This window comes from Aliiroseovarius sp. ABM4_368 (assembly GCF_056161205.1).
Genome location: NZ_JBSWYR010000001.1, coordinates 34,174 through 59,855 on the forward strand (window position 1 = coordinate 34,174; position 25,682 = coordinate 59,855).

Below are 25,682 nucleotides of genomic sequence, written 5' to 3' on the forward strand. Positions count from 1 at the left end.
ATGGAAGTCTTTGAAAAGTATGATATTTACTATACTTTTCCTGATAGAGGGGCTTCTAAATCCAACCCACAAATATAATAGGTACGTTGCAATGAGAATTGCGGCCCAAGCCCAAAGAAGTCCATTCACAGCATCACCTTAAGGAATAAATCTGACTTGTTAGGAACCGCATTCTCGAGGCGGCAAGCAAGGACTGTCATAACTTCGGTCACTCCTCTGAGCGCTGTCGATCCGGAAGCATTTCACGAAATGTAACCGCCGCCGCGATGGTCCAAAATGCCAGTTTGACCCAGATGAAGATTGCGGCAACGAACCAAAGAAAACCCACCAGAACAATCATCGAGACTTCGACAAGCTGAGACATTTGCTTGAGGTAAGCTGCAAACGGCCCGCTGCATTCGACGCCGCTTCCAAGCGCGCCCGAGCAAACTCCGGTCGTGTGCGCGATCAAGACCAGAACTGGTCCACCAAGCGTCGGTGCCAATATCAGATAGAGCGCGAGCTTGGCGAAGGCGATTAGCGGTCTCACTTTACCGCCCTCGCTTCCCACGCCCGGCCCGCTGCCCCGGCTTCCCAGCCGTTGATCGCCCCTTGGCCTTCTGCGCCGCCTCTCCTGCCGCCTCGATCGCGGACTGACGCGCCAGCGGATCGTCTGCCACTGCCAGTTCCACGGCCTCCAGACGGTGCACCTCGTCGCGCAACCTAGCAGCTTCTTCGAACTCAAGGTTCTCGGCAGCCTTGCGCATCTCGGCTTTCAGGCCTTCCAGATGTGCCAGAAGGTTGTCGCCAACCATAGGTTTGTCGATGGTCGCGGTGACGCGGGACATGTCGGTGTCGCCGTCGTAAAGCCCGGCCAGAACGTCCTCGACATTCTTTTTCACCGTCTCGGGCGTGATCCCGTGTTCGACGTTATAGGCCATCTGCTTTTCGCGCCGCCGTTCGGTTTCCTTCAGCGCACGTTCCATCGACCCGGTGATGCGGTCGGCATACATGATCACGCGGCCATCGGCGTTTCGGGCTGCACGGCCGATGGTTTGCACCAGCGAGGTTTCCGAGCGCAAGAAGCCCTCTTTATCCGCGTCCAAAATGGCGACCAGTCCGCATTCGGGAATGTCCAGACCTTCGCGCAGCAGGTTGATGCCGACCAGAACGTCGAACGCGCCCAGACGCAGGTCGCGCAGGATTTCGATCCGTTCAATCGTGTCGATGTCCGAGTGCATATAACGCACGCGAATGCCCTGTTCGTGCAGGTATTCGGTCAGGTCCTCGGCCATGCGCTTGGTCAGTGTGGTGACCAGCGTGCGCATATCGTTGGCGGCGACCTTGCGCACCTCGTCCAGCAGGTCGTCGACCTGCATCTCGACCGGGCGGATTTCGACCTCGGGGTCCAGAAGGCCGGTGGGGCGGATCACTTGCTCAGCGAAGACGCCGCCGGTCTGTTCCAGTTCCCAGTTTGATGGCGTTGCGGACACGAAGACCGATTGCGGGCGCATGGCGTCCCATTCTTCGAACTTCAGGGGGCGGTTGTCCATGCAGCTGGGCAGGCGGAACCCGTGTTCAGCCAGCGTGAACTTGCGGCGATAGTCGCCTCGGTACATGCCACCGATCTGGGGCACGGACACGTGGCTTTCATCCGCGAACACAATTGCGTTGTCGGGGATGTATTCAAACAGCGTGGGGGGCGGTTCGCCCGGCGCGCGGCCGGTCAGATAGCGCGAGTAGTTTTCGATCCCGTTGCAGAAGCCGGCGGCTTCCAGCATTTCCAGATCGAACTTGGTGCGCTGCTCAAGGCGCTGGGCCTCAAGCAGTTTGCCCTCGTCCTCGAACTGTTTCAGGCGGACGGCGAGTTCCTGTTTGATGCTCTGAATGGCTTGTTTCAGCGTCGGCGTGGGCGTCACATAGTGCGAGTTCGCGTAGATGCGCACCTTTTCCAGCGTGTCAGTCTTGGCGCCGGTCAGAGTGTCGAACTCGGTGATGCTTTCCAGCTCTTCCCCGAAGAAAGAGAACCGCCAGCCGCGATCCTCAAGGTGGCTTGGCCAAACTTCCAGGCTATCGCCGCGCACCCGGAAGGACCCGCGCTGGAACGCGTTGTCGTTACGCTTATATTGCTGGGCGACCAGATCACGCATCATCGCGCGCTGGTCGTACTCCTCGCCGACGGTGATGTCTTGGGTCATCGCGGTATAGGTCTCGGGCGAACCGATGCCATAGATGCAGGACACAGACGCCACGATGATAACGTCATCGCGCTCTAACAGCGCCCGCGTAGCCGAGTGGCGCATCCGGTCGATCTGTTCGTTGATCTGGCTTTCCTTCTCGATGAAGGTGTCAGACCGGGCGACATAAGCTTCGGGCTGGTAGTAGTCATAATAACTGACGAAGTACTCGACCGCGTTGTCCGGAAAGAACCCTTTCATTTCACCGTAAAGCTGGGCGGCGAGGGTTTTGTTCGGCGCAAGGATGATCGCAGGGCGTTGGGTTTCCTCGATGATCTTGGCCATCGTAAAGGTCTTGCCGGTGCCGGTCGCCCCCAAGAGCACCTGATCCCGTTCACCGCTTTCGATTCCCCCCGCCAGTTCGGCGATGGCGGTGGGCTGGTCACCCGCTGGCTGAAACGGCGTGTGCATCACGAACCGTTTGCCGCCCTCCAGCTTGGGACGGGCCACGGGGGCCATGGTCGGATTGGTTAACGGGCTGTGTGGGGTTGTGTCATGGGCCATGCGAATCTCTCCATCGCCACAAGAATGGTCACTTTTTGTTCCGCTTCAAGGGCGTTGTACGAAGGAATTAGGGGAATCTCCCCATTTTTGGTGAGTTGCAGTGTTAAGCACTTTTTATGATGTTAGATACATACAGAGAAGTATGGCCGGATGGTCATTTGCTGAAACAACCAGTGATTGCATCACGTGGTTGTATATCCTGTATGCGCTTCCCCCAACGCAAGCATAAGTCATTATAAAAAAACAATGAAATTGAGAAAATTTTCAAAGATAACGCAACTTGAAGTGTATTTTTCTCTTGCTGACCCCGGGTCACTACGGTAGTTTGATCAGGCAAGCAGCAGAACGGACTGCCGGTGGCGACGATACACCCACCCCACCCCTCGCTCCCTCGTCGTCAACCGGCAGTCTCCCTGCTCTCACCCCCCCAAACCGCACTCACGGACGAAATGGTCGAGATTCGGCAGAGTGAACGTTCGGCTGCTGCAACCCTCTTATTCCGCCTTGAATTGCGCCGCTGCATGGCGGATAACCAAATCAGTTTTGGAAGGAGATACAGAATGCGAGCTCGTATCTATCAACCCGCCCGCAATGCAATGTCGTCGGGCATGGGAAAAACCAAGGTTTGGGTTCTGGAATATGCGGCTGACGCGGCGCGTGAACTTGACCCGCTGATGGGGTGGACCGGATCGTCGGATACACAAAGTCAGGTGCGCATGAAGTTCCAAAGCAAAGAGGCGGCGCTGGACTATGCCAAGGAACACGGGATCGAGGCCACTGTGACCGAGCCGCATAAGCGCAAGCCAAACATCCGTAAAGGTGGCTATGGCGAAAACTTCGCCACCAACCGCCGCGGCCCTTGGACACACTAAACCCCAGTTCTGACCTATTATGAACCCCGCCAAGTCGCGGGGTTTTGTTTTTTTGGGTTACGCGCTTAGGAAGCTGCGCACGGCGGCTTCAAATTCGCGCGGCTTTTCGGCGTGCAGCCAATGGCCCGCGCCAGGGATCTTGGCCTGTTTCGCCGAGGGGAAAAGCATTTTGATGGTCGGTCGATGTTCCGGCAGAACATAGTCCGAATTCGCGCCCGCCAAAAACAGAGTCGATCCGTTGAACGTTCCCGACACATCGGGGAAGCCGACGATCTTGGCCATCTCGGCCTCTAGCACATCCAGGTTCAGCCGCCATGTCCGGTCTTTCACATTTAGCGACTGCAATAGGAACGCACGTACCGACGGATCATCAAGCACGTTTGTCAACTGCCGGTCCGCATCTCCGCGCGTGTTCACGTTGTCCAGATCGATCGTGCGCATTGCCGCGATCATCGATTGCTGTGAATGGCCATAGGGGACGGGCGCAATGTCCGCGACCAGCAGCCGGTTGACCAGCGCGCTGTCCTGCAACGCCAGAATCATCGAAGCCTTTCCGCCCATCGAATGCCCGATTACATCCGCTTGTCCGCCGATTTGGTGGATCACCTCGGCCAAGTCGCCCGCCATATCGTAATAGCTTTGCGTTGGTTGACGTGGGCTGTCGCCGTGGTTGCGCATATCCACGGTCACGACACGCCGCGTATCCGACAGGCGCTTGGCAATAACGCTCCAGTTTCGGCCCGAGCCAAAAAGTCCGTGCACGATCAGAAGGGGCGGATGGGATGTGTCATCCCCAAAGGTTTGCATCGTAAGCATATGCTCTGATAACGCGGCCCGCGCGCGGATTGAACCCAGAAGTTTCTGCGGAATTCGCTTTCGGAGCACCTGCGGTTGAAGTTAAGAATGGCAATACGCGGAGCAGGCAATCGAGGGTTGAGTTGGATATCACGGCACGGACAGAGCGGCTTTCTCAGCTTCTTGAAGAACGGCTGGACATTCACGGCAAGAGTTTCGAGGTAAAGCTGCGCCGAGCGGGGCGGCTTTTGCCGCGCCATTTGCGGGTGAAGGGGCGGATGCTGGCGGATGCAACCTCCCGCGCAGATCATCCGCGCTTGCTGCGCCAGCTTGACGAGGCCGCGCTGGATCTGGCCGCCACCGATCTGGAACGCTATCTCCTCAGCATCGACCCGTGGGTGCGGCGCAAGAACATCTTCTTGAACTGGTCTGCTAGCCTTTCCTTCAACCTACTGATGGTCGCGGCGCTTGTCTTTGCTCTGCTTTGGTATTTGCGCAGCTGACGTTTCCCCTTGCCCCGATGCGTCAAGGCATTAGTCTGAACATGGTTCACACACGAGGCAGACATGGCACGGAAAAGCGAAATTCGGCGCGAGGCATTGCGTCTGTCCCTGATCGAAGCCGCCGAAGCGCGGATCAGGCGGGACGGGGCGGGGGCCATCAAGGCACGTGAACTGGCGAAAGAGGTCGGCTGCGCCACCGGAGCGATCTATAACGTTTTTGACGACCTGAACGCCTTGATCATGGCGGTGAACGGGCGCACCTTCCTTGAGATGGGCAAAGTCATCGCAAGCAGCCGCAGTCAGGCTGCCGGGCAAGCGCCACAGCGGGTATTGATTGCGATGTCTCTGGCCTATTTAGATTTCGCGGCGGCGCACAAGAACTTGTGGCGTGCGCTGTTTGATCTTGAGATGACAGTCGAGGAAGTCCCAGATTGGTATCAGGCCGAACTTGATCGGTTGTTTGCGAACATCTCGGAAACGCTGGCAGACTTGTGGCCCGCGCGGGACGAGGATGACATCGCCTTGATGACTCGGGCGCTGTTTTCGTCGGTCCATGGAATCGTTTTGCTGGGATTAGAGCAGCGGATTTCGGGGGTCCCGAAGGAAATGATCGCCAAAATGATAGAGAAAACGCTGATCGAGCTGACAGGTTCTGTGGCTTAACTATCAGATTTAAAACAATTTCTGAAATTATCGTGAACATCGTTCAAGATTTTTATTGAACGATGTTCACGATTTGCTATCTGTAATTCATGAACGATGTTCACGAAATTGGAGGTACAGATGTTCAGAACTTTGAAAACACTCTTTGACGGGGCGAATGCCCGGGCAGAAGAACGGGTCCGCGAGACATACTCGATCGAGCTGATTGACCAGAAGATTCGCGAAGCCAATCAGGGGCTGAAAGCCGCAAAGATGAGCCTTGCAGCGCTGACACAGCGTGCCCGTGCAGAAGAGCGGATGATCGACAACCTGGCCGATCGGATCGCAGATCTGGAAGCGCGGGCCACCGAAGCGTTGGAAGCAAAGCAAGATGCGTTGGCCCAGGAAGCCGCGCAGGCCATTGCATCCTTAGAAAATGAACGTGCTACGCGGCAGGCCACGCGTGAACGGCTTGAGGCGCGGGTCATCCGACTGCGCGCCACCGTCGAGACGGTGAACCGCCGTATCTCGGACCTGAAGCAGGGGGCGATTGCGGCCCGTGCATCGCGGGTCGAGGCGGGCGTGCATCGCAAGCTCGCGACAACTCTATCCGGGGCAGGCGCGCTGGAAGAGGCCGAAGAGCTGATCAAGAATGTGTTGAACGAAGATGACCCGTTTGAGCAGGCCGAGATCCTGCGCGAGATTGATCAGGATCTGTCCCACCACAACGTCGCGGACCGCCTGGAAGAAGCCGGCTTTGGCAACCAGACGAAAGCAACCGGCGCAAGCGTTTTGGAACGCTTGAAGGCCGCAAAATAACGCAGATAGAACGACTTAGAAGGATGAAGACAATGCAAAAGACTCACAGTGATACTTGGTTGATTATGGCTTTGAACGCGGCGGGCGTGGTTGCGGCCTATCTGCTTCTTGGGCTGTCGCTTTACAAATCGGTGGACGTGCCGCTGGCCACGAAGGGCTATTGGGGCATGGGCATCGTGCTTCTGACGCTTTCGCTAATCAACCTCGTGAAATACCGTTTTGACACGCGCGCCAGCGAGGATCGCATCCAGCGGATTGAAGAGGCGAAGAACGAAAAGCTGCTAGAGGATTACATTGCGGACGACAAGTAACCCGTTCTGAAACAAGAAAAGCCCCGGATCGCTCCGGGGCTTTTTAATTTTCTGTGGCTCGATTTACAGGTTCGGATACAGCGGGAAGCGTGCGCAAAGCGCTGCGACTTTTTCACGAACCGAGGCTTCGACATCGGCGTTGCCGTCTGCGCCATTGGCAGCCAGACCGTCCACGACTTCGATGATCAGGTCAGCGATCTCGCGGAACTCGGCTTCACCAAAGCCACGGGTGGTGCCAGCAGGCGTGCCCAGACGAATGCCCGAGGTCACCATCGGCTTTTCCGGGTCAAATGGGATACCGTTTTTGTTGCAGGTGATGTGGGCGCGGCCAAGGGCTGCATCCACAATGTTGCCGGTCACGCCTTTCGGGCGCAGATCGACCAGCATCACGTGGGTGTCGGTGCCGCCAGTCACAATGTCCAAGCCGCCTTTGACCAGCTGATCGGCCAAGGCCACAGCGTTTGCACGAACCTGTTTTTGGTACTCTTTGAACTCAGGACGCAGCGCTTCACCGAATGCAGCCGCTTTACCTGCAATCACGTGCATCAGCGGGCCACCTTGGATGCCCGGGAAGATGGCCGAATTTACTTTCTTCGCGATATCTGCGTCGTTGGTGACGATCATACCACCGCGCGGACCGCGCAGGGTTTTGTGGGTTGTGGTCGTCGCCACATGCGCGTGCGGGAAGGGCGAAGGATGCTCGCCAGCCGCGATCAGACCCGCGATGTGGGCCATGTCGACCATCAGGTATGCACCAACCGAATCCGCAATCTCGCGGAACTTGGCAAAGTCGATCTGACGCGGGATGGCCGAGCCACCAGCGATGATCAAAGCGGGCTTATGTTCGGTCGCCAGCTCTTGAATCTGGTCATAGTCAATCAGGCTGTCTTGCTTGCGCACGCCATAGTGAATGGCGTTGAACCACTTGCCCGACTGGTTCGGACGCGCGCCGTGGGTCAGGTGACCACCAGCCGACAGATCCATACCCAGAATGGTGTCGCCGGGCTTGATCAGTGCCTGAAACACACCTTGGTTCGCTTGGCTGCCCGAGTTCGGCTGAACGTTAGCAAATTCGCAACCAAACAGCTCTTTGGCGCGATCGATGGCCAGATTTTCGGCCACGTCGACATACTGGCAACCGCCATAATAGCGACGTCCGGGATAGCCTTCGGCGTATTTGTTGGTCAGAACCGAGCCCTGAGCCTCCATCACGGCAGCAGAAACGATGTTTTCCGATGCAATCAGCTCGATCTCGTCGCGCTGACGGCCCAGCTCGTTGTTGATCGAGCCCCACAGCTCGGGGTCGCGGGTCGCAAGGGCTTCGGTAAAGAAACCGGGGTCACGGGTGGCAGTCATGCACGTCTTCCTTCAATTAAGGTCCGATTTGTCGATTTCCTATCGGAAACAATACCTGCCGCAAAGACCAGAAAGCGACGCGGCGGCGGAAAGACGCGGCATTATCTGGTGATTTGTGGAAACATGTGATTGTTTCGGAAACAAAGCTGCCAATCGGGACAATTCGTATGAGCCAGAAAATCGCGTTCGTTGCCAGTGACACAACCATGGCCCAAGCCGCACATGATGAGTTGGTGGCGCGCTATGGAAATGTCGCCGAGGATCAGGCCGATATCATCGTCGCACTTGGCGGTGATGGGTTCATGCTGCAAACGCTGCACGGAACCCAGCATCTTCCAGCGCCCGTCTATGGGATGAATTGCGGAACCGTCGGGTTCTTGATGAACGAATACTCACCCGATGGGCTGATTGACCGATTGATCGTCGCGGAAGAAGAAGTCGTGAACCCGCTGTCCATGCGTGCCGAAAGCGCTGATGGCAATGTGCACGAAGCGCTGGCAATCAACGAGGTCAGCCTGTTGCGTGCTGGTCCCCAAGCCGCGAAGCTTCAGATCAGCGTCGATGGGCGGGTGCGTCTGGACGAACTGGTCTGCGACGGGGCGCTTTTGAGTACGCCGGCAGGATCTACGGCTTACAACTACTCTGCTCACGGGCCGATTTTGCCAATTGGGTCGGATGTTCTGGCCCTTACAGCGATGGCCGCGTTTCGTCCGCGGCGTTGGCGCGGTGCGCTTTTGCCGAAAAATGCAGTGGTGCGGTTTGATGTCCTGCAACCGGAAAAACGCCCGGTGATGGCGGATGCTGACAGCCGATCCGTGCCCAACGTCGTCTCGGTCGAGATCCAGTCCTGCGATGACATCAAGCACCGCATATTGTTCGATCCCGGCCACGGGCTGGAAGAACGCCTGATCCGCGAACAGTTCGTCTAAAGAAAAACGCCCCCGAAATCGGGGGCATTTTTTTCAATATCAGGTCGGGCTTAGTACCCGAGCGATGCCAGCGCATCCTTGATCTCGTCCAGAATGGCCGGATCGTCGATAGTTGCAGGCATCTTGTATTCCTTGCCATCGGCAATCGAGACCATCGTTGCGCGCAGGATCTTGCCCGAGCGTGTCTTGGGCAGGCGATCCACAACAACGCAAAGTTTGAAGGCGGCGACCGGGCCGATCTTTTCGCGCACAAGCTTGACGCATTCTGCGGTGACCTCGTCATCCGGGCGATCCGTGCCCGCGTTTAGGCAGACCAAACCCAGCGGCAATTGGCCTTTCAACTGATCGGTCACGCCGATCACGGCACATTCGGCCACGTCGGGGTGGGATGCCAGAACCTCTTCCATGCCACCAGTCGACAGGCGGTGGCCCGCCACGTTGATCACGTCATCGGTGCGCGCCATGATATAGACATAGCCGTCTTCATCAATGTAACCCGCATCGCCGGTCTCGTAATAGCCGGGGAAGGTGTTCAGGTAGCTCGACTTGAAGCGCTCTTCCGCATTCCACAGGGTCGGCAGCGTGCCGGGGGGCAGGGGCAGTTTGATGGCAATCGCTCCCAACTCGCCTGCCGGCATCGGGTGCCCGCCTTCGTCCAGGATCTGCACGTCAAAGCCCGGCATCGGAACCGAGGGCGAGCCCAGTTTGATCGGAAGCTCCTCAATGCCAATCGGGTTGGCCGCGATGGCGTATCCGGTCTCGGTCTGCCACCAGTGGTCCACGACGGGCACGTCCAGTTGTTCCTGCGCCCAGACGATAGTGTCGGGGTCGGCGCGTTCACCAGCAAGGTATACTTGCTTCAGACAAGACAGATCGTACTTCTTTACGAACTCGCCCTTCGGGTCTTCGCGCTTCACGGCGCGGAACGCGGTGGGGGCGGTGAAGAAGGATTTCACGTTGTGCTCGGAAATGACGCGCCAGAAGGTGCCAGCATCTGGCGTGCCCACTGGCTTACCTTCGAACACGATGGTGGTGTTGCCGTGTATCAGCGGGCCATAGGTAATGTAGGAGTGGCCAACGACCCAACCAACGTCTGAAGCCGCCCAGAATACATCGCCCGGATCGACGTTATAAAGGTTCTTCATCGTCCAGTTCAGAGCGACAAGATGGCCACCGGTGTGGCGGATGACGCCCTTCGGCTGGCCCGTGGTGCCTGAAGTGTAGAGGATATAGGCCGGGTGGTTTCCCTCGACCGGAACGCAGGCGGCGGGGGCGGCGGCGGCCTCCATCTCGGCCCAATCGAAATCACGTCCGTCGATCAGTTCGGCGGGGTGTTCCTCGCGCTGAAGGATCAGGGTGAAGTCGGGCTTGTGTTCGGACAGATCAATCGCGCCGTCCAGAAGCGGCTTATAGGCAACGACGCGACCGGGCTCCAACCCGCAGGACGCAGCGATGATCGCTTTGGGCTGTGCGTCGTCAATTCGCACGGCCAGCTCGTTCGAGGCAAAGCCGCCGAACACGACCGAGTGCACGGCACCGATACGCGTGACGGCCAGCATGGCGATCAGCGCCTCAGTGACCATCGGCATATAGATGATGACGCGGTCGCCCTTGGTAACACCTTTTTCGACCAAGGCACCGGCGACTTTCTCGACCCGCGATTTCAGCTCGGCATAGGTGGTTTTCGACTGACGGCCGGTGATCGGGCTGTCATAGATGATGGCCACCTGATCGGCGCGCCCGTTTTCGACGTGGCGGTCCACCGCGTTGTAACAGGTGTTGACCATCCCATCCGAAAACCACTCATAAAGCGGTGCGTTTTCGTCAAAGAGCGCCTTTGTCGGGGTCTTGTCCCAGCTGATCGCTTGGGCCGCGTCCATCCAGAATTGATCCGGGTCCGCTTGCCACGCCGCGTAAACGTCTTTGTATGCCATGGTGCACATCCTCCAATTTCCCTCGAGGAATGTGTTACGCCGCCATGGCCCATCCGGGCAAGAACCGTGTTGAACGTAGCGTCACAATATCGCGAAAAATTTGCAAGGCGGTGGAAAATCCCCTGCAAATTTTTGCAAACCCCTATTTTTCGAGGGGTGTAAGTTTGAAAAAGGCGAGATTTGCAAAATTGCAAACCTCGCCTTGCAAAGTTTTCAGGGGAATCGATCAGCCGTAATGCGCAACCGGCGTTCCGGCGATGGCGGACATGTTTAGCAGCCCCCGCGCGGTGATCGAAGGCGTCACGATATGCGCGCGGTTGCCCATGCCCATCAGGATCGGGCCGACCTCAAGCCCGCCGCCTTTCACCTTCAACGTGTTGCGAACAGCGCTGGCGGCATCCGTGTTGGCGAAGACCAGCACGTTGGCTGGGCCATCAAAGCGGGCGCCGGGGAACAGGCGGCTGCGGACATCCGGGTCAAGGGCGGCGTCCACATGCATTTCGCCTTCATAGGCAAAGTCGCGGGGGGTCGCGTCTAGGATCTCAAGCGCTCCGCGTGCGCGTTCGCCGCTGTCTCCGCTGTGATTACCAAATTGCGAATACGAGCAAATGGCGATCTTCGGCTCGACCCCAAAACGACGTACGTGACGCGCAGCAGAGACGACGGTTTCGGCGATCTGTTCGGCGTTGGGCGTGTTGTGCACATGGGTGTCGGCGATGAACAGCGGCCCGTCTTGCAGGATCATCAGGCTTAGCGCCCCGACCGGGTGAAGACCGTCGTGGCCCAAGATCTGCTGAATGTAGTTCAGATGCCACAGGTACTGTCCAAACGTGCCCGCAATCAGGCTGTCCGCATGGCCCAAATGCACCATAATGCCGCCGATAGCGGTCGAATTGGTGCGCAAGATGGCCTTGGCCAGATCGGGCGTCACACCTTTGCGCGCCATCAATTCGTGATAGGCGCTCCAATAGTCCCGATATCGGTCGTCACGTTCTGGGTTCACAACCTCGAAATCACGGCCAGGGGCGATCGACAGCCCGGCACGTTCGGCGCGCCGAGCGATGACGTCCGGGCGACCGATCAGAATCGGCGCGTCGGTGGTTTCTTCAACCATCGCGTTGGCGGCTCGCAGCACGCGCTCGTCTTCGCCCTCGGCAAAAACGATGCGGCGTTCGGCGGTGGCGGCAGCCTCGAAAACCGGGCGCATGATCAATGCGGATTTAAAGACCGAGCCGTCCAGTTTGGCTTTATAGGCATCCAGATCGGCGACTGGTCGTGTCGCGACGCCACTGTCCATCGCTGCTTTGGCAACCGCGCTGGCGACCACGCCCATCAAGCGCGGATCGAAGGGTTTCGGGATCAGGTAATCTTCGCCAAAGGTAAGTTGCTCGCCCTTATACGCGGCCGCCGCCTCGGCCGAGGTTGTGGCGCGGGCAAGTGCGGCGATCCCTTCGATACAGCCCAGCTGCATGGCGTCATTGATTTCGGTCGCGCCGACATCTAGTGCGCCCCGGAAAATGAAGGGAAAACACAAAACGTTGTTGACCTGATTGGGAAAATCCGAGCGGCCCGTGGCAATGATCGCGTCGGGGGCGACCTTGCGGACTTCGTCTGGCATGATCTCGGGTGTTGGGTTGGCCAGGGCAAACACGATCGGTCGATCGGCCATTTTTGCAACCATCTCGGGCTTCAGGACGCCGGGGCCGGAAAGGCCAAGGAACAGATCCGCGCCCTCGATCACTTTGTCCAAGCTGGCGGGGCTTTTGCCCTGTGCATAGGCCGCTTTCTGGGGCGTCATGTCCTTCTTGCGCCCTTCGTAGACAAGCCCTTGAATGTCGCACAGCCAGACATTCTCGCGTTTGACGCCCAGTTTCAAAAGCATGTTCAGGCAGGCAATCCCGGCAGCGCCGCCGCCTGTCGAAACGACCTTGATATCTGCAAAGGATTTGCCCGCGACTTTCAGCGCGTTGGTGGCTGCGGCTCCGACCACGATGGCGGTGCCGTGCTGGTCGTCGTGAAATACGGGAATGTTCATACGTTCGCGACAGATTTGTTCAACGATGAAACAATCAGGGGCTTTGATGTCTTCCAGATTGATCGCGCCAAAGCTGGGTTCCATCGCGCAGACGATTTCGGCCAGCTTTTCAGGGTCAGATTCGTTCAACTCGATATCGAAACAGTCGATATTGGCGAACTTCTTGAACAGAACCGCTTTGCCCTCCATCACAGGCTTCGATGCCAACGCGCCAATGTTGCCAAGCCCAAGCACAGCCGAGCCATTCGAAACAACCGCCACCAGATTGCCGCGCGCCGTGTAACGACTTGCCACAGAAGGATCTTTCGAGATCTCGGTGCAGGCTTCTGCCACACCAGGAGAGTAGGCAAGGCTTAGGTCGCGCCCGTTCGCCATCGGCTTGGTTGCGCGGATTTCCAGTTTTCCGGGCTGCGGAAATTCGTGATAGTCCAGCGCGGGTTTGCGCAGATAGCTGTCTTCGGACATCGGGGCCTCCCAAGGTGTTGCGTGGATGGTTTAGCTTTAAACTATCGTCCCTCGACCACCCCGTTACACCAGCAGTGCAAGGGCAATCAAGTCTGCTCTATCTACATTAGCATGGCATTTCCTTGCGGCCAGCCCCCCAAGGCTCGGATTGCTCTTGCATCCGCGAATGCAGAGGTTCAGTCTTGCCAGATAATTCTTTTTGCAGGAGCGGAACATGTCGCTGTTGAAAGCTGCCAAGGCCGTGCGCGAGAACGCACATGCCCCCTATTCGAACTTCAAGGTTGGTGCCGCGCTGCGGACCAGCGCCGGCGTGGTGCATGTCGGTTGTAACGTCGAAAACATTGCCTATCCCGAAGGCACCTGTGCCGAGGCGGGCGCGATTGCTGCCATGTGCGCAGCCGGCGAGCGCGAGATTGCCGAGGCGCTGGTGATTGCGGACGCTCCTTTGCCGGTGACACCTTGTGGCGGGTGCCGGCAGAAACTGGCCGAATTTTCCGGCCCAGATGTGAAAATCACCATGATGACCATGGGCGGCGAAAGCCTGACTATGACCATGGCCGAACTGTTGCCCGGCGCATTCGGTGCCGCGCATATGGAGAATACATGACCCGCGCCTTTGTGATCGTGATGGACAGTGTCGGCTGCGGAGGCGCCCCCGACGCGCACAAGTTTTTCAACGACAAGACCGTTCCGGATACTGGCGCGAACACGCTAGCCCATATCGCGCAGGCGTGTGCCAAGGGACAGGCTGAAGACGGGCGCAGCGGACCGTTAGCGATGCCCAATTTGGACGCGTTGGGGCTGGGCGCGGCGATCCGTCTGGCCTCCGGTGATGAGACGCCAGGATTGTCGACCACTCCCAACGGGCTTTGGGGTGCGGCAGAGGAGATCTCGCCGGGCAAAGACACCCCCACCGGCCATTGGGAAATCGCGGGCGTGCCGCTTCCTTGGGATTGGGGGTATTTCCCTGACACCGTGCCCGCTTTTCCCGATGACGTAAACGCGGCCATCTGCAAGGCAGCAGGCGTAGACGGCATTCTTGGTGATAAACATGCCTCGGGCACAGTCGTTCTGGACGAGCTTGGGGGCGAGCACATTCGCACGGGCCGCCCCATCGTCTATACCTCGGTCGACAGCGTTATCCAGATCGCCGCGCATGAAGAACATTTCGGTCTGGATCGGCTTTATGCCTTGTGTGAAGCCATCGTGCCCATGGTGCACAAGATGCGCATAGGTCGTGTCATCGCGCGCCCCTTCCTTGGGTCCGAGACCGAAGGGTTTACCCGTACCACCAATAGGCGCGATTATGCCATGACGCCGCCCGAACCCACGCTGTGTGATTGGGTCACGGATGCGGGCGGCAAGGTGCATGCCATTGGAAAAATTGGGGATATTTTCGCCCATCGTGGGATCTCGACCGTGCAAAAGGGCGCGGATGCGGATTTGATGGAGTATCTGGTCGCAGCCTTCGACAGCGCGCAGGATGGCGATCTGGTTTTCGCGAACTTCGTCGAGTTCGACACGAAATACGGCCACCGGCGCGACGTCGCAGGCTATGCCCGCGCGTTGGAGTGGTTCGACAGCCAAGTACCGCGCGTTCTGGACAAAATGCGCGAAGGTGATTTGGTTTTGTTCACCGCAGATCACGGGAATGATCCCAGCTGGGTCGGCACCGACCACACCCGGGAACGGGTTCCAGTGGTCGCTGCGGGGCTCGGTACACGTGAAATTGGCAAAGTCGGCTTTTCGGACATCGGTGCCTCGGTTGCGGAGCATCTGGGATTGGATCAGCGCGGGGCAGGAGGATCGTTTCTATGAGTTTTAAATCAATACCCAAAGTCGAGCTGCACCTGCATATCGAAGGCGGCGCGCCACCCGCGTTTATCCGCTCGCTTGCCAAGGAAAAGTCCGTCGATCTGTCGAAGATTTTTACCGAAGATGGCGGCTATGCCTATCGAGATTTCTGGCACTTCCTTGAAGTGTACGAGGCCGCGACCTCGGTCCTGACCGGCCCGGAAGAGTTCCACCGTCTGACCAAGGCCGTGCTGGAAGCCTGCGCCGAGAAAGGTGTCGTCTATGCCGAAACCTTCCTGTCGCCGGATTTCTGCGGCGGGCGCGATTTGGCCGCGTGGAAGGATTATCTTGCTGCCATTCAAGGCGCCGCCGACGAGGCCGAGCGTGACATGGGCATCACCATGCGCGGCATCATCACCTGCATTCGCCATTTCGGTCCTGAACTGGCCCGTGAGACTGCGTATTGCGCACAGGAAACGGCGGGCGATTTCATCACGGGGTTCGGCATGGGCGGGGACGAGAAATCCGGCGCGCAGGGCGACTTTGCCTATGCATTCGATATGGCACGCGAGGCAGGTTTGCGCCTGACCACCCATGCGGGCGAATGGAATGGCCCGGACGAGGTGCGCGCCGCATTGGACGATCTGAAGGTCGAACGCATCGGCCACGGCGTGCGTTCGATCGAGGATCTGGCGCTGGTCGACCGGTTGGCCGAGGATGGTGTGACGCTGGAAGTCTGCCCCGGTTCGAACGTGTTTCTTGGGGTCTATCCCAACCTTGCTGCGCATCCGATCGCCAAGCTGCGCGAACGGGGTGTGAAGGTCACAGTCTCGACCGACGATCCGCCCTTTTTCCGCACCGATATGGTTAAAGAGTATGAAGATCTGTCGCGTCAGTTTGGCTGGGAGGCTAAGGATTTTCGCGAGTTGAATATGGTTGCCATCAACGCCGCTTTCTGCGACGACGCCACCCGCAACCGCATCCGTAAGCTATTGGAGACGCAAGATGTATGATCACCTGACCGTAGTCGATCACCCCCTGATCCAGCACAAGCTGACATTGATGCGGGACGAAGCCACGCCCACCAGCCTGTTTCGCCAGCTTCTGCGCGAGATCAGCCAGCTTTTGGCGTACGAAGTCACGCGCGAGCTGCCGATGAGCACCAAACGCATTACCACACCGATGCAAGAAATGGACGCGCCTGTTTTGGCTGGCCGCAAGCTGGCACTGGTGTCGATCCTGCGGGCAGGTAACGGGCTTCTGGATGGCGTGTTAGAGCTGATCCCCTCGGCGCGCGTCGGGTTTGTTGGACTTTACCGCGACGAAAAAACGCTGGAACCGGTCGAGTACTATTTCAAGGTTCCCGAAGCGATTGACGAACGCCTGGTGATCGCAGTGGACCCAATGCTGGCCACTGGCAACAGCTCGGCCGCGGCGATTGATATGCTTAAAAAGGCAGGCGCTAAGGACATTCTGTTCATGTGCCTTCTGGCCGCGCCCGAAGGTGTCGCGCGCATGAAGGAAGCGCACCCCGATGTGCCGATCATCACTGCCTCGCTGGATGAAAAACTGAACGAAAAGGGCTATATTGTGCCGGGTCTGGGTGACGCGGGCGACCGGATGTTTGGCACCAAGTAAACGCAACGGCTTCGGCTGTATCTCGGGCGTCCATCTGGCGATCAGATGGGCGCCTTTTTATTCGCCGCACACCCCTTGCAACCTGATCCAGTCATCATCTGACAGCAGCTCTTTGGCGCTTTCGGCTGGCACCGGGTCTGCTTCGATCAGCTCTATGGTTGTTTCGCCGGTTAGATCTAAGGCATAGGCGTAAGGTGTCGCGCTGACGCTCTGCGCCTTGAACCGCGTCAGAAGTTCTGTAGCGGGCAGGTCGGATTGAGGCGCGACCAGCATGTCCTCGGCATATTGGTCAATCGCCGCGTGGGGCAGATCACCTGTCGTCAACAGCTGTACGGTCCCGCGCAGGCCAACATAGTTCAGCAAAGGCAAAAGCGGATCTGTACTATTTCGGCGCAACTCTTCCGCCAAAAGGAACCCTGCCAACACGTCTGGATGTTCGAAATCTTCAATCAGGGCACGGTTCAGAAGGGTGATGTTGCCGGGCAAATGTTTGGCGGTTTGCACGCCGCCTGACAGAACGACAACGCGCAGGGCTGGGTTCTCGGTCACCCCGCGTGCCATGCGCGTCAACACGGTGCGCCCATCGCGGCCACGGCATTCTTGCCCGGTGACGCGCCCGATTCGTGTTAGGATTTGCTGCCCAATGGCGGCGCGGGTCGGATCTGGTACGACTGAAACGGTATAGCTGCGCAGCGCGCCGGGCAGCCAGAACACCGCCAGAAGCAACAAGGACACCAGAACACCCGCCGTCACCCAATGGCGTAGCCGACCGGGATGCGGGCGACGACGTTCGATCAGTTTGCGCACCTTTTCCAGAGCGCGGATCATGTCATCGTCATCTGTTTCCAGTTCTTCCGTGGCATCGTCGCCGGGGCGGAAGATGGCGGGGCGTTCACCGGGATTGACGCGCTGGATCGCGGGCAAAGACCAGTGGTTCAACACGTTCTCGCGCATGTCCGAGATCGTTAGCGTCGCATACCCAAGCGACAAAAGAACATCCAACCTTTGCGCGTCTTCGTCGGGACGCCAAAGGGCTGTGGCCTCAAGCCGATCATATTTGGTCAGGGCCGTCATGTGTGGACGGGGCTTTCTGCTCGTTCTTGTTTGGCAGCAGAATAGCGCCAACCCACCCGTCCGGCAATCGGAACTGCCTTAGTCCTTGGAACGTGCCCAGTCACGCAACTGAAATTTCTGGATTTTCCCGGTCGAGGTCTTGGGCAGCTCGCAAAACTCGATCTGCTTGGGTGTCTTGAACCCGGCCAGACGTTCGCGTGCGAAGGCAATTAGATCGTCTGCGCTGACATCGCTGCCTTCCTTCAGCTCGACATAGGCGCAGGGGATTTCGCCCCATTTATCGTCCGGTTTGGCAACCACGGCACACAGGCTGACGGCGGGGTGGTGCATCAAGATGCCTTCAACCTCAACCGAGCTGACGTTTTCGCCGCCCGAGATAATGATGTCCTTCGAGCGGTCAGTGATTTTGATGTACCCGTCCGGCGTTTGAAAAGCGACGTCGCCCGAATGGAAGTATCCGCCCTGAAAGGCTTCAGACGTGGCCTCGGGGTTCTTCAGATAGCCCTTCATGACCGAGTTTCCACGGATCATGATCTCGCCGGTGGTTTCGCCATCCAATGGCACTTGGGTCATGGTGTCGTCCAGTACAGTGATCTCTTCCATCTGAGGGAAGGCAACGCCGGTGCGGGCCTTGATCGCGGCCCGTTCTTCCTGTGGCAGCTCGTCCCATTCAGGCCCGTTCCACAGGCATTCGGTCACATGGCCATAAGTTTCGGTCAGGCCGTAAACCTGCGTGACGTTGAAGCCTAACGGCTCAATCGCGGCGAGGGTCGCGGCGGCAGGGGGTGCACCTGCGGTGAAGACCTCGACCACGTGGTCAAACTCACGGCGGTCGGCGTCAGGCGCGTTGACGAGCATATTCAAAACGATGGGCGCGCCGCCGAAATGGGTCACGCCTTCGTCCGCGATGGCGTCATAGACCGCCTTGGCGGTGATCGTGCGGCAGCAGACAATCGTCCCGCCCAGCAAAGGCATCATCCATGTATGGTTCCAGTTGTTGCAGTGAAACAGTGGCACGATGGTCAGATAGCGCGGATAAAGTTGCATATTCCAGCTGATCGGAGTGCCCATCGTCATCAGATAGGCCCCGCGATGGTGATAGACCACGCCCTTGGGCCGCCCGGTGGTGCCGGACGTATAGTTCAGCGCAAGGCTTTCCCATTCGTCTTCGGGCATGATCCAGTTGAAATTCGGGTCACCACCGGTCAGCACATCTTCGTATTCAGCATAGCGCCCAGTGGCAGGGAAGCCGTCGGTGGGGGCGGCAACTTCGATGATCTCGGGGCCTTCGCCGTCCATCTGCGCAAGCGCGGCTTCGGCCAAGGGCAAAAGCTCGGTATCGACCAGAACGGCTTTGGCGGCGCCATGGCCGAAGATATAGGCCACCGTGTCCACATCCAGCCGCGTATTGATTGTGTTCAGAACCGCCCCACAAGCTGGAATGCCAAAGCTGGCTTCGATATGGGCCAGCGTGTTGTGCAGAAGCGTTCCCACCACATCGCCGGGCTGGATTCCCCGGGCTTGAAGCGCCGAGGCCAAACGGCTGACGCGCCCATGATACTCGCGATAGGTCAGGCGACGTGCCCCATCAATCACGGCCTCGCGGTTTGCAAATACCTTGGCCGCACGTTGTAGGTGGGACAAGGGCGTCAGCGGCACAAAGTTCGCCGCACATTTATTCAATCCGCGTTCGTCTGCCATCCACCCCATGTGCACTCCTCCCAAAGTGATGTGATTTATTAACCGGTGTCGTTTTTCGAGTGGACCGTAGGACACCCTCTGTGGTCAATGGCGTTACGCACTTTTTTATGTAAGGAAAACGACATGGCGGCAGACAGGCCAATGATGGCCGCTGGATTGATCATCGTGGTGATGATCCTTCTGGGGTTCTTTGACAATCTGGTCCGCCAGATCGCGCCAGATGTTGGGCTGTGGCAGTTCCACCTGTTCCGTTCGATTATCGCGACCTCTGTATTGTTTCTGATTTCGGCTTTCGGATGGGCCAACCTGCGGGCGCAACGCCTGTGGGCTGTATTGTTGCGCGGAGGCTTTGCTGCGTTTTCCATGCTAATCTATTTTGGCTGCCTTGGCTTTTTGCCAGTTGGGCAAGTGGCCGCCGGGCTTTTCACTGCTCCGATCTGGGTCATGCTGATTTCGGCCGTGTTTCTGGGCAAACCCATCGGGGTGACCCGCATGGGGGCGGCTTTGATCGGGTTTGTCGGAGTGCTGATCGTGCTGGACCCTTTCGCGGACGGGGTCAGCCTTATGGCGCTGGTGCCAATGACGGCGGGAGTGTTCTATGCCATCGGAGGCATCGCGACGCGCCAATGGTGTGAAGGCGAAAGCGCCGTTGCGATGCTGTTTTACTTCTTCTTGTGGCTGGGGCTGTTTGGGCTGATCGGGACCTTGGTTCTGAATTTTGGTCCGGGGGCAGAGGATGGGGTCGATCGCGGATATCTGCTGCGAGGGTTCGTTTGGCCCACAGCGTGGTCGTGGCTGTTGATATTGGCGCAAGCTTTTGGGTCCCTTCTGGCGGTTGGACTGCTTATTAGGGCGTACCAACTTGCAGATGCGGCGCAGGTGTCGGTCTATGAATACTCGATGCTGCCCTTCGCCGCGGGTTGGAGCTTTGTGATGTATGACGAACCGATCCGATCCAGTGCGATCTTTGGCATGGGCCTGATCGTGGTGTCGGGCGTTGTGATTTCGATGCGGTCGCGTGATGGCGTGAAGGACGCTAAGCTGCCTGCATGATCATCTCGCGCGGGCGTCGCTATATCTTTGTTCATGCCCCGAAAACCGGGGGCACCTCGATGGCGTTGGCACTTGAAGCGCGCGCCATGGCGGATGATATCCTGATCGGCGACACGCCCAAGGCGGTGAAGCGCAGGCGACGCTTCAAGGGGGTTAAGACCTCGGGGCGGCTGTGGAAACATTCTCGCCTCAGCGACATTGACGGGCTAGTCAGCACGGACGAGATCGCCAGTTTCTTCACCTTCATGCTGGTGCGCAATCCGTGGGACAGGATGGTCAGCTATTATCATTGGCTTCGCGATCAGCGCTTCGATCACCCGGCGGTGGGACTGGCGCAATGCAGTGATTTCTCGGGTTTTGTGAACCACCCGCAGACGCAGGCCGCTTGGCGCGCGGACCGTTACGGCTCCTATGTCACCGACATGCACGGGGACGAGCATTGCGATGCGTTCATTCGGCTTGAAAGCTTTGCCACGGACGTCGCCCCGCTTGAGGCGCATCTTGGATTTTCTTTGCAAGATCTGCCGCAATCTAATGCGTCGCAGCGGCCACGGGACTATCGGTGCAGTTACTCGGACGCGGATGCGGAATTGATTGCCAGACTAAGCGCGCCGGACATTGCGCGGTTTTCCTATCAGTTCTGACCGTTCGGTTCTGACTGAACGACAGGAAAAGACACGGCCCAAGGTGATCTTGGGCCGTGTTGTGTTTGGATCAGGCGGCGTCTTGGGCGCTGTCGAAACGTCCATAGAAGGTTTCGCCTTTGTCGGCCAGTTCACGCAGCAGGGCAGGCGTCGTAAAACGCGCACCGTGGGCGTCGGTCAGACCGTCACAGATTTCCACCGCTTGGTCTGCGCCGATCATGTCCAGCCAGCTGAACGGGCCGCCCGACCATGGTGCAAAGCCCCAAGCCAGGATCGCGCCAACGTCGCCTTCGCGGATGTCTTCCAGCACACCTTCTTCCAGCGCGCGGACAGCTTCCAGAACCTGGCTCATCATCAGGCGATGCTTCACCTCGGTCAGGTCGGGCTGATTGTCAGCCTGCGGGAACTTGTCGCCAAGCCCCTCCCACAGACCGGTGCGCTTGCCCTTTTCGTCATAGTCATAGAAGCCCGCATTCGACTTGCGGCCCATGCGCCCTTCGTCGGCCATCCAGAAGATGATCTCGTCCACGGCGTCGTCGGGGTAGGCATCGCCCATCGCTGCCTTGGTGGCTTTGGCGATCTTCACACCCAGATCGATCGAGGTCTCATCGACCAGTTGCAGCGGCCCCACCGGGAAGCCCAAGAGTCTCGCAGCCCCTTCGACCAGCGCGGGCGATACGCCCTCTCCAACCATGCGCATTCCTTCGTTGATGTAAGGAATGATGCAGCGGTTACAGTAAAAGAAGCGCGCGTCGTTCACCACGATCGGCGTTTTGCGGATCTGGCGCACATAGTCGAGCGCCTTAGCCACAGCACGACCACCAGTCTCTTTGCCCTTGATGATCTCGACCAGCATCATGCGTTCAACCGGCGAGAAGAAGTGGATGCCGATGAACTGGTCGGGACGTTCGGACGCCTTGGCCAGCTCGGTGATCGGCAGGGTCGAGGTGTTGGTGGCATAGATGCAATCGGGGCCAACGACGGCCTCGACCTTCTTGGTCATCTCGGCTTTGACGCCAACGTCTTCGAACACCGCTTCGATGATCAGATCCGCACCCTTCAGCGCCTCCAGATCGGTCGTTGCGGTGATGGCCGACAGAACGGCCTCTTTCTTCTCAGGCGTGGCTTTCTTGCGGGCGATGCCCTTGTCCAGATAGCCTTCGGAGTACGCCTTGCCGCGATCAGCCGCTTCTTGGGTCTGGTCGATCAGAACGACCTCCATCCCGGCCATGGCGGACACCAGCGCGATGCCAGCCCCCATCATGCCCGCGCCCAAAACACCGACCTTCTTGACTGACTGATCATCCACGTCTTTCGGACGCACAGCGCCTTTTTCCAAAGCCTGCTTGTTGATGAACAGCGAACGGATCATGGCAGAGGAAGACGGGTTCATCAGCACATTCACGAACCAACGGCATTCCACGCGCAGTGCGTCGTCAAACGGCACCATTGCCCCTTCATAGACGGAGGCCAGCAGGGCTTTCGCCGCCGGATAGACGCCATTGGTCTTGCCGTGGATCATCGCGGCTGCGCCAACGAAGGTTTGGAAGCCAGCGGGGTGATAGGGTGCGCCGCCGGGCATTTTGTAACCCTTCGCGTCCCAAGGTTTCACGATGTCCGCGTCAGTTGCATTCAGCACCCACTCTTTCGCGCGGGCTTGAAGCTCTTCGGGTGCGACGACCTCGTCAATCAGGCCTGAGGCTTTGGCTTTGTCTGGCGAAACGGTCTTGCCTTCCAGCAGGAACGGTGCCGCCGCCATCGCGCCCATCTTGCGCACCAGACGGGTGGTGCCGCCAGCGCCGGGGAAGATACCGACCATGATTTCCGGCAGGCCGATCTTGGCCTTGGGATTGTCAGCCGCGATGATGCGGTGACAGGACAGCGGGATTTCCAGACCGATGCCAAGCGCAATGCCGGGCAGGGCGGCGACAATTGGTTTGCCACCTTTGTTGGTCTTGGGGTCCATGCCCGCGCGTTCGATTTTGCGCAGCACGCCGTGCATACCCATAACGCCGTCGAACAGACCCTGCGCCGGGTTGTCGCCTGCGTCGTTCTTCATCTGAGCGATGACATTCAGGTCCATCCCGCCAGCGAAGTCCTTCTTCGCCGAGGTGATGATCGCGCCCTTCACGGCGTCGTCCGCCAGAACGGTGTCGATATGGGCGTCCAGTTCGCGCAGGGCGTCATAAGACAGCACGTTCATGGACTTGTTGGGAACATCCCAAGCAATAGTGGCGACGCCATCGGCGTCCAAGGAATAGTGAAAATCAGCCATTGATACGTCTCCTTACACGCGTTCGATGATGGTTGCAGCGCCCATGCCCGAGCCGATGCACAGCGTGGCCAGACCGGTTTCCTTATCGGAACGCTCCATCTCGTCCAGAAGCGCACTAAGGATCATGGCGCCAGTGCCGCCCAGCGGGTGGCCCATGGCAATCGCGCCGCCGTTGACGTTCACCTTGTTGGTGTCGGCATCGAAGGCTTGGATGAAACGCAGCACGACAGATGCGAAGGCTTCGTTGACTTCGAACAGGTCAATGTCGCCGAAACCCATGCCAGCGGCTTGCAGAACACGCTCGGTCGCGGGGACCGGGCCAGTCAGCATGATCGTCGGGTCGGTGCCCACTTTGGACGTCGCCCGTACACGAGCGCGCGGTTTGATCCCGTGACGCTCGCCGAACTCTTTGTTGCCGATCAGGATAGCCGCAGAGCCATCTGCAATGCCGGACGAGTTACCAGCGTGGTGCACGTGGTTGATCTTTTCCAGATGTGGGTATTTCAGCAAAGCCACAGCATCAAAGCCCGGCATCGCCTCGCCCATCGCTTTGAACGAGGGGTTCAGGCCACCCAGCGTCTGCATGGTGGTTTCGCGGATCATCTCATCCTCGGCCATCACCGTCAGGCCGTTCTGATCGGTGACAGGGATGATCGACTTGAAACGGCCATCTGCACGGGCGGCGGCGGCACGTTTCTGGCTTTCGACAGCATAAGCGTCGCAATCATCACGGCTGAAGCCATATTCGGTCGCGATGATGTCGGCCGAGATGCCTTGCGGCACGAAATAGGCTTTCATGGCCAAATGCGGGTCGGCAGCGATCGCGCCGCCGTCCATACCCATGGGTACGCGGCTCATGCTTTCGACGCCACCGGCGATATAGGCTTCGCCAGCGCCGCCTTTGACCTGGTTGGCGGCCATGTTCACAGCCTCAAGACCTGAGGCGCAGAAACGGTTGATCGACACGCCCGGAATACGTTCGTCCAGATCGGAATACAGCACCGAGGAACGTGCCAGACAGGCACCTTGTTCGCCCACTTGGGTCACGTTGCCCCAGATCACGTCTTCGACGGCGTGGCCTTCAAGGTTGTTGCGCTCTTTTAGGGCATTCAAAGCCAAAGAGGACAGGCGAACCGCTGTCACTTCGTGCAAAGTGCCGTCTTTTTTGCCTTTGCCGCGCGGGGTGCGCACAGCGTCATAGATATAGGCGTCGGTCATCATTGATCCTTTCGAAATCACGCGCGGTCCGCAGGGGAACCGGGCATCAGGTCATAGGGGTGTTTCCAGCCGGGCGTTTCCGAAATTCGGGTCAGCCAAGCGTCAATTGCGGGCCATTCGGCACGGTCAAAGCCGAAGGGTTCAGGGTAAAAAAGGTATCCGCAGCACGAGATGTCGGCGATCGTGATCTGATCTCCGACCAGCCAGTCGCGTGTCGACAGTTCACTCTCAAGTACTTTTAAGGCTCCCTTTAGGCGGCCTTGATTGAAGGCAATCACCTCGGCCGGGCGTTTGTCTTCGGGCAGGAAGTTCATCAAGAAGCGGGTCATGCCGGCCATCGAGGACATCTTGTGATTGTCCCAGAACTGCCAGCGCAGAATCTCGCGGCGTTCAGCGGCACTGGTGCCGCCCAGTTTGCCAGATTTCGACGTCACATAGTCCTGAATGGCACCGGATTGCGACAGGGTCACGTCGCCATCCACCATCACCGGAACTTCGCCCATCGGGTTGATCTCGCGGTATTCCGGGCCGCGTGTCTCGCCGCCGAAAAAGTCGACGAAAACCGGCTCCCACTCCAGACCGGACAGTTCCAGTGCCAAAGCGGCCTTATAGGCGTTTCCGCTTTCGCCAAAGCAGTAGAGTTTGATCGTCATTGCGTCCCCTCCCAGAGATGTAGTTTCAGCGTTTGCGGGCTTCCAGTTCTGCGGTGAACAAGCGCAGCCGTTCGTTCAGATTGTCTTGCTTGCTCACGATGTCGAAGTTCTTGAAGAGAAAAGACAGGGCTTCGTTTTCGTCCAACCCTGCCCCGCAAGCGAAACGTTTCAATCGACTGTGGCCATCCTCGGTCATTGGGCAGGGAAAGCGGCGGGTCAAATTGAAACGTTTCGGCATCGTAGCTCCTTAC

Annotated in this window: 24 protein-coding genes; 12 read left to right on the top strand and 12 right to left on the bottom strand. The window is 58.5% G+C overall.

From position 1 onward, the window contains the following. Nucleotides 1–208: 208 nt before the first annotated feature. Both ACXAH3_RS00165 and uvrB read right to left on the bottom strand, forming a co-directional pair. Complete coding sequence (locus ACXAH3_RS00165; protein ID WP_474860041.1) at nucleotides 209–529, bottom strand: hypothetical protein; 321 nt, start codon at nucleotides 527–529, stop codon at nucleotides 209–211. A gap of 1 nt (nucleotide 530) precedes the next feature. Beyond that, entirely contained in the window at nucleotides 531–2,720 is a 2,190-nt protein-coding gene (uvrB, locus tag ACXAH3_RS00170; protein ID WP_474860042.1) for an excinuclease ABC subunit UvrB, read from the bottom strand. 560 nt (nucleotides 2,721–3,280) lie between these two features. On the opposite strand from uvrB, the gene ACXAH3_RS00175 reads away from it, so the two are divergent. Beyond that, nucleotides 3,281–3,592 (top strand): ETC complex I subunit, encoded by a 312-nt coding sequence (locus tag ACXAH3_RS00175; protein WP_474860043.1) that lies wholly within the window; start codon nucleotides 3,281–3,283, stop codon nucleotides 3,590–3,592. Nucleotides 3,593–3,649: 57 nt separating this feature from the next. Here the strand turns inward: ACXAH3_RS00175 and ACXAH3_RS00180 are convergent, their stop codons facing one another. Next, nucleotides 3,650–4,408 carry an alpha/beta fold hydrolase gene (locus ACXAH3_RS00180; protein WP_474860044.1) on the bottom strand — a complete coding sequence of 253 codons (759 nt, stop codon included), beginning with the start codon at nucleotides 4,406–4,408 and terminating at the stop codon, nucleotides 3,650–3,652. A 122-nt stretch (nucleotides 4,409–4,530) separates the two neighbouring features. On the opposite strand from ACXAH3_RS00180, the gene ACXAH3_RS00185 reads away from it, so the two are divergent. The 4 genes from ACXAH3_RS00185 (at nucleotide 4,531) to ACXAH3_RS00200 (ending at nucleotide 6,662) form a co-directional block, all read left to right on the top strand. Next, nucleotides 4,531–4,890, top strand: coding sequence for a hypothetical protein (locus tag ACXAH3_RS00185; RefSeq protein WP_474860045.1), 360 nt, complete (start codon nucleotides 4,531–4,533; stop codon nucleotides 4,888–4,890). Between the two features lie 63 nt (nucleotides 4,891–4,953). Further along, nucleotides 4,954–5,553, top strand: a complete 600-nt coding sequence (locus ACXAH3_RS00190; protein WP_474860046.1) for a TetR/AcrR family transcriptional regulator — start codon at nucleotides 4,954–4,956, stop codon at nucleotides 5,551–5,553. Nucleotides 5,554–5,673: 120 nt separating this feature from the next. Next, the gene (locus tag ACXAH3_RS00195; RefSeq protein WP_474860047.1) at nucleotides 5,674–6,351 is read left to right on the top strand and encodes a PspA/IM30 family protein; all 678 of its coding nucleotides are present in this window, start codon (nucleotides 5,674–5,676) and stop codon (nucleotides 6,349–6,351) included. A 32-nt stretch (nucleotides 6,352–6,383) separates the two neighbouring features. Next, the gene (locus ACXAH3_RS00200; protein WP_474860048.1) at nucleotides 6,384–6,662 is read left to right on the top strand and encodes a YiaA/YiaB family inner membrane protein; all 279 of its coding nucleotides are present in this window, start codon (nucleotides 6,384–6,386) and stop codon (nucleotides 6,660–6,662) included. A 63-nt stretch (nucleotides 6,663–6,725) separates the two neighbouring features. Here the strand turns inward: ACXAH3_RS00200 and glyA are convergent, their stop codons facing one another. After that, nucleotides 6,726–8,018, bottom strand: coding sequence for a serine hydroxymethyltransferase (gene glyA, locus ACXAH3_RS00205; RefSeq protein WP_474860049.1), 1,293 nt, complete (start codon nucleotides 8,016–8,018; stop codon nucleotides 6,726–6,728). A gap of 167 nt (nucleotides 8,019–8,185) precedes the next feature. On the opposite strand from glyA, the gene ACXAH3_RS00210 reads away from it, so the two are divergent. Next, nucleotides 8,186–8,947, top strand: coding sequence for an NAD kinase (locus tag ACXAH3_RS00210; protein ID WP_474860050.1), 762 nt, complete (start codon nucleotides 8,186–8,188; stop codon nucleotides 8,945–8,947). A gap of 50 nt (nucleotides 8,948–8,997) precedes the next feature. On the opposite strand, the gene ACXAH3_RS00215 is transcribed toward ACXAH3_RS00210, so the two are convergent. Beyond that, a complete protein-coding gene (locus tag ACXAH3_RS00215) occupies nucleotides 8,998–10,881 on the bottom strand; it encodes a propionyl-CoA synthetase (RefSeq protein WP_474860051.1) in 1,884 nt (627 codons plus the stop codon). Between the two features lie 226 nt (nucleotides 10,882–11,107). Continuing rightward, nucleotides 11,108–13,381 (bottom strand): NADP-dependent malic enzyme, encoded by a 2,274-nt coding sequence (locus ACXAH3_RS00220; protein ID WP_474860052.1) that lies wholly within the window; start codon nucleotides 13,379–13,381, stop codon nucleotides 11,108–11,110. 214 nt (nucleotides 13,382–13,595) lie between these two features. Here ACXAH3_RS00220 and ACXAH3_RS00225 point away from each other — a divergent pair, with 214 nt between their 5' ends. From ACXAH3_RS00225 to upp, 4 genes are read left to right on the top strand one after another with little or no spacing between them, the layout of a single operon-like run. Continuing rightward, complete coding sequence (locus ACXAH3_RS00225; protein WP_474860053.1) at nucleotides 13,596–13,988, top strand: cytidine deaminase; 393 nt, start codon at nucleotides 13,596–13,598, stop codon at nucleotides 13,986–13,988. Next, a complete protein-coding gene (locus ACXAH3_RS00230) occupies nucleotides 13,985–15,199 on the top strand; it encodes a phosphopentomutase (RefSeq protein WP_474860054.1) in 1,215 nt (404 codons plus the stop codon). Before ACXAH3_RS00225 ends, ACXAH3_RS00230 begins: the two co-directional genes overlap by 4 nt. Next, entirely contained in the window at nucleotides 15,196–16,188 is a 993-nt protein-coding gene (locus ACXAH3_RS00235) for an adenosine deaminase (protein ID WP_474860055.1), read from the top strand. The genes ACXAH3_RS00230 and ACXAH3_RS00235 overlap by 4 nt, the downstream gene beginning before the upstream one ends. Beyond that, a complete protein-coding gene (gene upp / locus ACXAH3_RS00240) occupies nucleotides 16,181–16,813 on the top strand; it encodes a uracil phosphoribosyltransferase (protein WP_474860056.1) in 633 nt (210 codons plus the stop codon). Before ACXAH3_RS00235 ends, upp begins: the two co-directional genes overlap by 8 nt. A gap of 57 nt (nucleotides 16,814–16,870) precedes the next feature. Here upp and ACXAH3_RS00245 read toward each other — a convergent pair whose 3' ends face one another. Both ACXAH3_RS00245 and ACXAH3_RS00250 read right to left on the bottom strand, forming a co-directional pair. Next, the gene (locus tag ACXAH3_RS00245) at nucleotides 16,871–17,887 is read right to left on the bottom strand and encodes a hypothetical protein (RefSeq protein ID WP_474860057.1); all 1,017 of its coding nucleotides are present in this window, start codon (nucleotides 17,885–17,887) and stop codon (nucleotides 16,871–16,873) included. A gap of 78 nt (nucleotides 17,888–17,965) precedes the next feature. Further along, the gene (locus ACXAH3_RS00250; protein ID WP_474860058.1) at nucleotides 17,966–19,597 is read right to left on the bottom strand and encodes a long-chain-fatty-acid--CoA ligase; all 1,632 of its coding nucleotides are present in this window, start codon (nucleotides 19,595–19,597) and stop codon (nucleotides 17,966–17,968) included. A 114-nt stretch (nucleotides 19,598–19,711) separates the two neighbouring features. Here ACXAH3_RS00250 and ACXAH3_RS00255 point away from each other — a divergent pair, with 114 nt between their 5' ends. Continuing rightward, nucleotides 19,712–20,641 (top strand): DMT family transporter, encoded by a 930-nt coding sequence (locus tag ACXAH3_RS00255; protein ID WP_474860059.1) that lies wholly within the window; start codon nucleotides 19,712–19,714, stop codon nucleotides 20,639–20,641. Continuing rightward, entirely contained in the window at nucleotides 20,638–21,285 is a 648-nt protein-coding gene (locus tag ACXAH3_RS00260; RefSeq protein ID WP_474860060.1) for a sulfotransferase family 2 domain-containing protein, read from the top strand. The genes ACXAH3_RS00255 and ACXAH3_RS00260 overlap by 4 nt, the downstream gene beginning before the upstream one ends. 70 nt (nucleotides 21,286–21,355) lie before the next feature. Here the strand turns inward: ACXAH3_RS00260 and ACXAH3_RS00265 are convergent, their stop codons facing one another. Genes ACXAH3_RS00265 through ACXAH3_RS00280 form a run of 4 tightly spaced genes read right to left on the bottom strand, consistent with a single transcriptional unit; the run spans nucleotide 21,356 to nucleotide 25,669 of the window. Further along, entirely contained in the window at nucleotides 21,356–23,560 is a 2,205-nt protein-coding gene (locus ACXAH3_RS00265; protein ID WP_474860061.1) for a 3-hydroxyacyl-CoA dehydrogenase NAD-binding domain-containing protein, read from the bottom strand. 12 nt (nucleotides 23,561–23,572) lie between these two features. Next, entirely contained in the window at nucleotides 23,573–24,778 is a 1,206-nt protein-coding gene (locus tag ACXAH3_RS00270; RefSeq protein ID WP_474860062.1) for an acetyl-CoA C-acetyltransferase, read from the bottom strand. Nucleotides 24,779–24,795: 17 nt separating this feature from the next. Further along, entirely contained in the window at nucleotides 24,796–25,431 is a 636-nt protein-coding gene (locus ACXAH3_RS00275; RefSeq protein ID WP_474860063.1) for a glutathione S-transferase family protein, read from the bottom strand. A gap of 25 nt (nucleotides 25,432–25,456) precedes the next feature. Further along, on the bottom strand, nucleotides 25,457–25,669 hold the full coding sequence (locus tag ACXAH3_RS00280; protein ID WP_474860064.1) for a hypothetical protein: 213 nt from the start codon (nucleotides 25,667–25,669) through the stop codon (nucleotides 25,457–25,459). Nucleotides 25,670–25,682 lie beyond the last annotated feature (13 nt).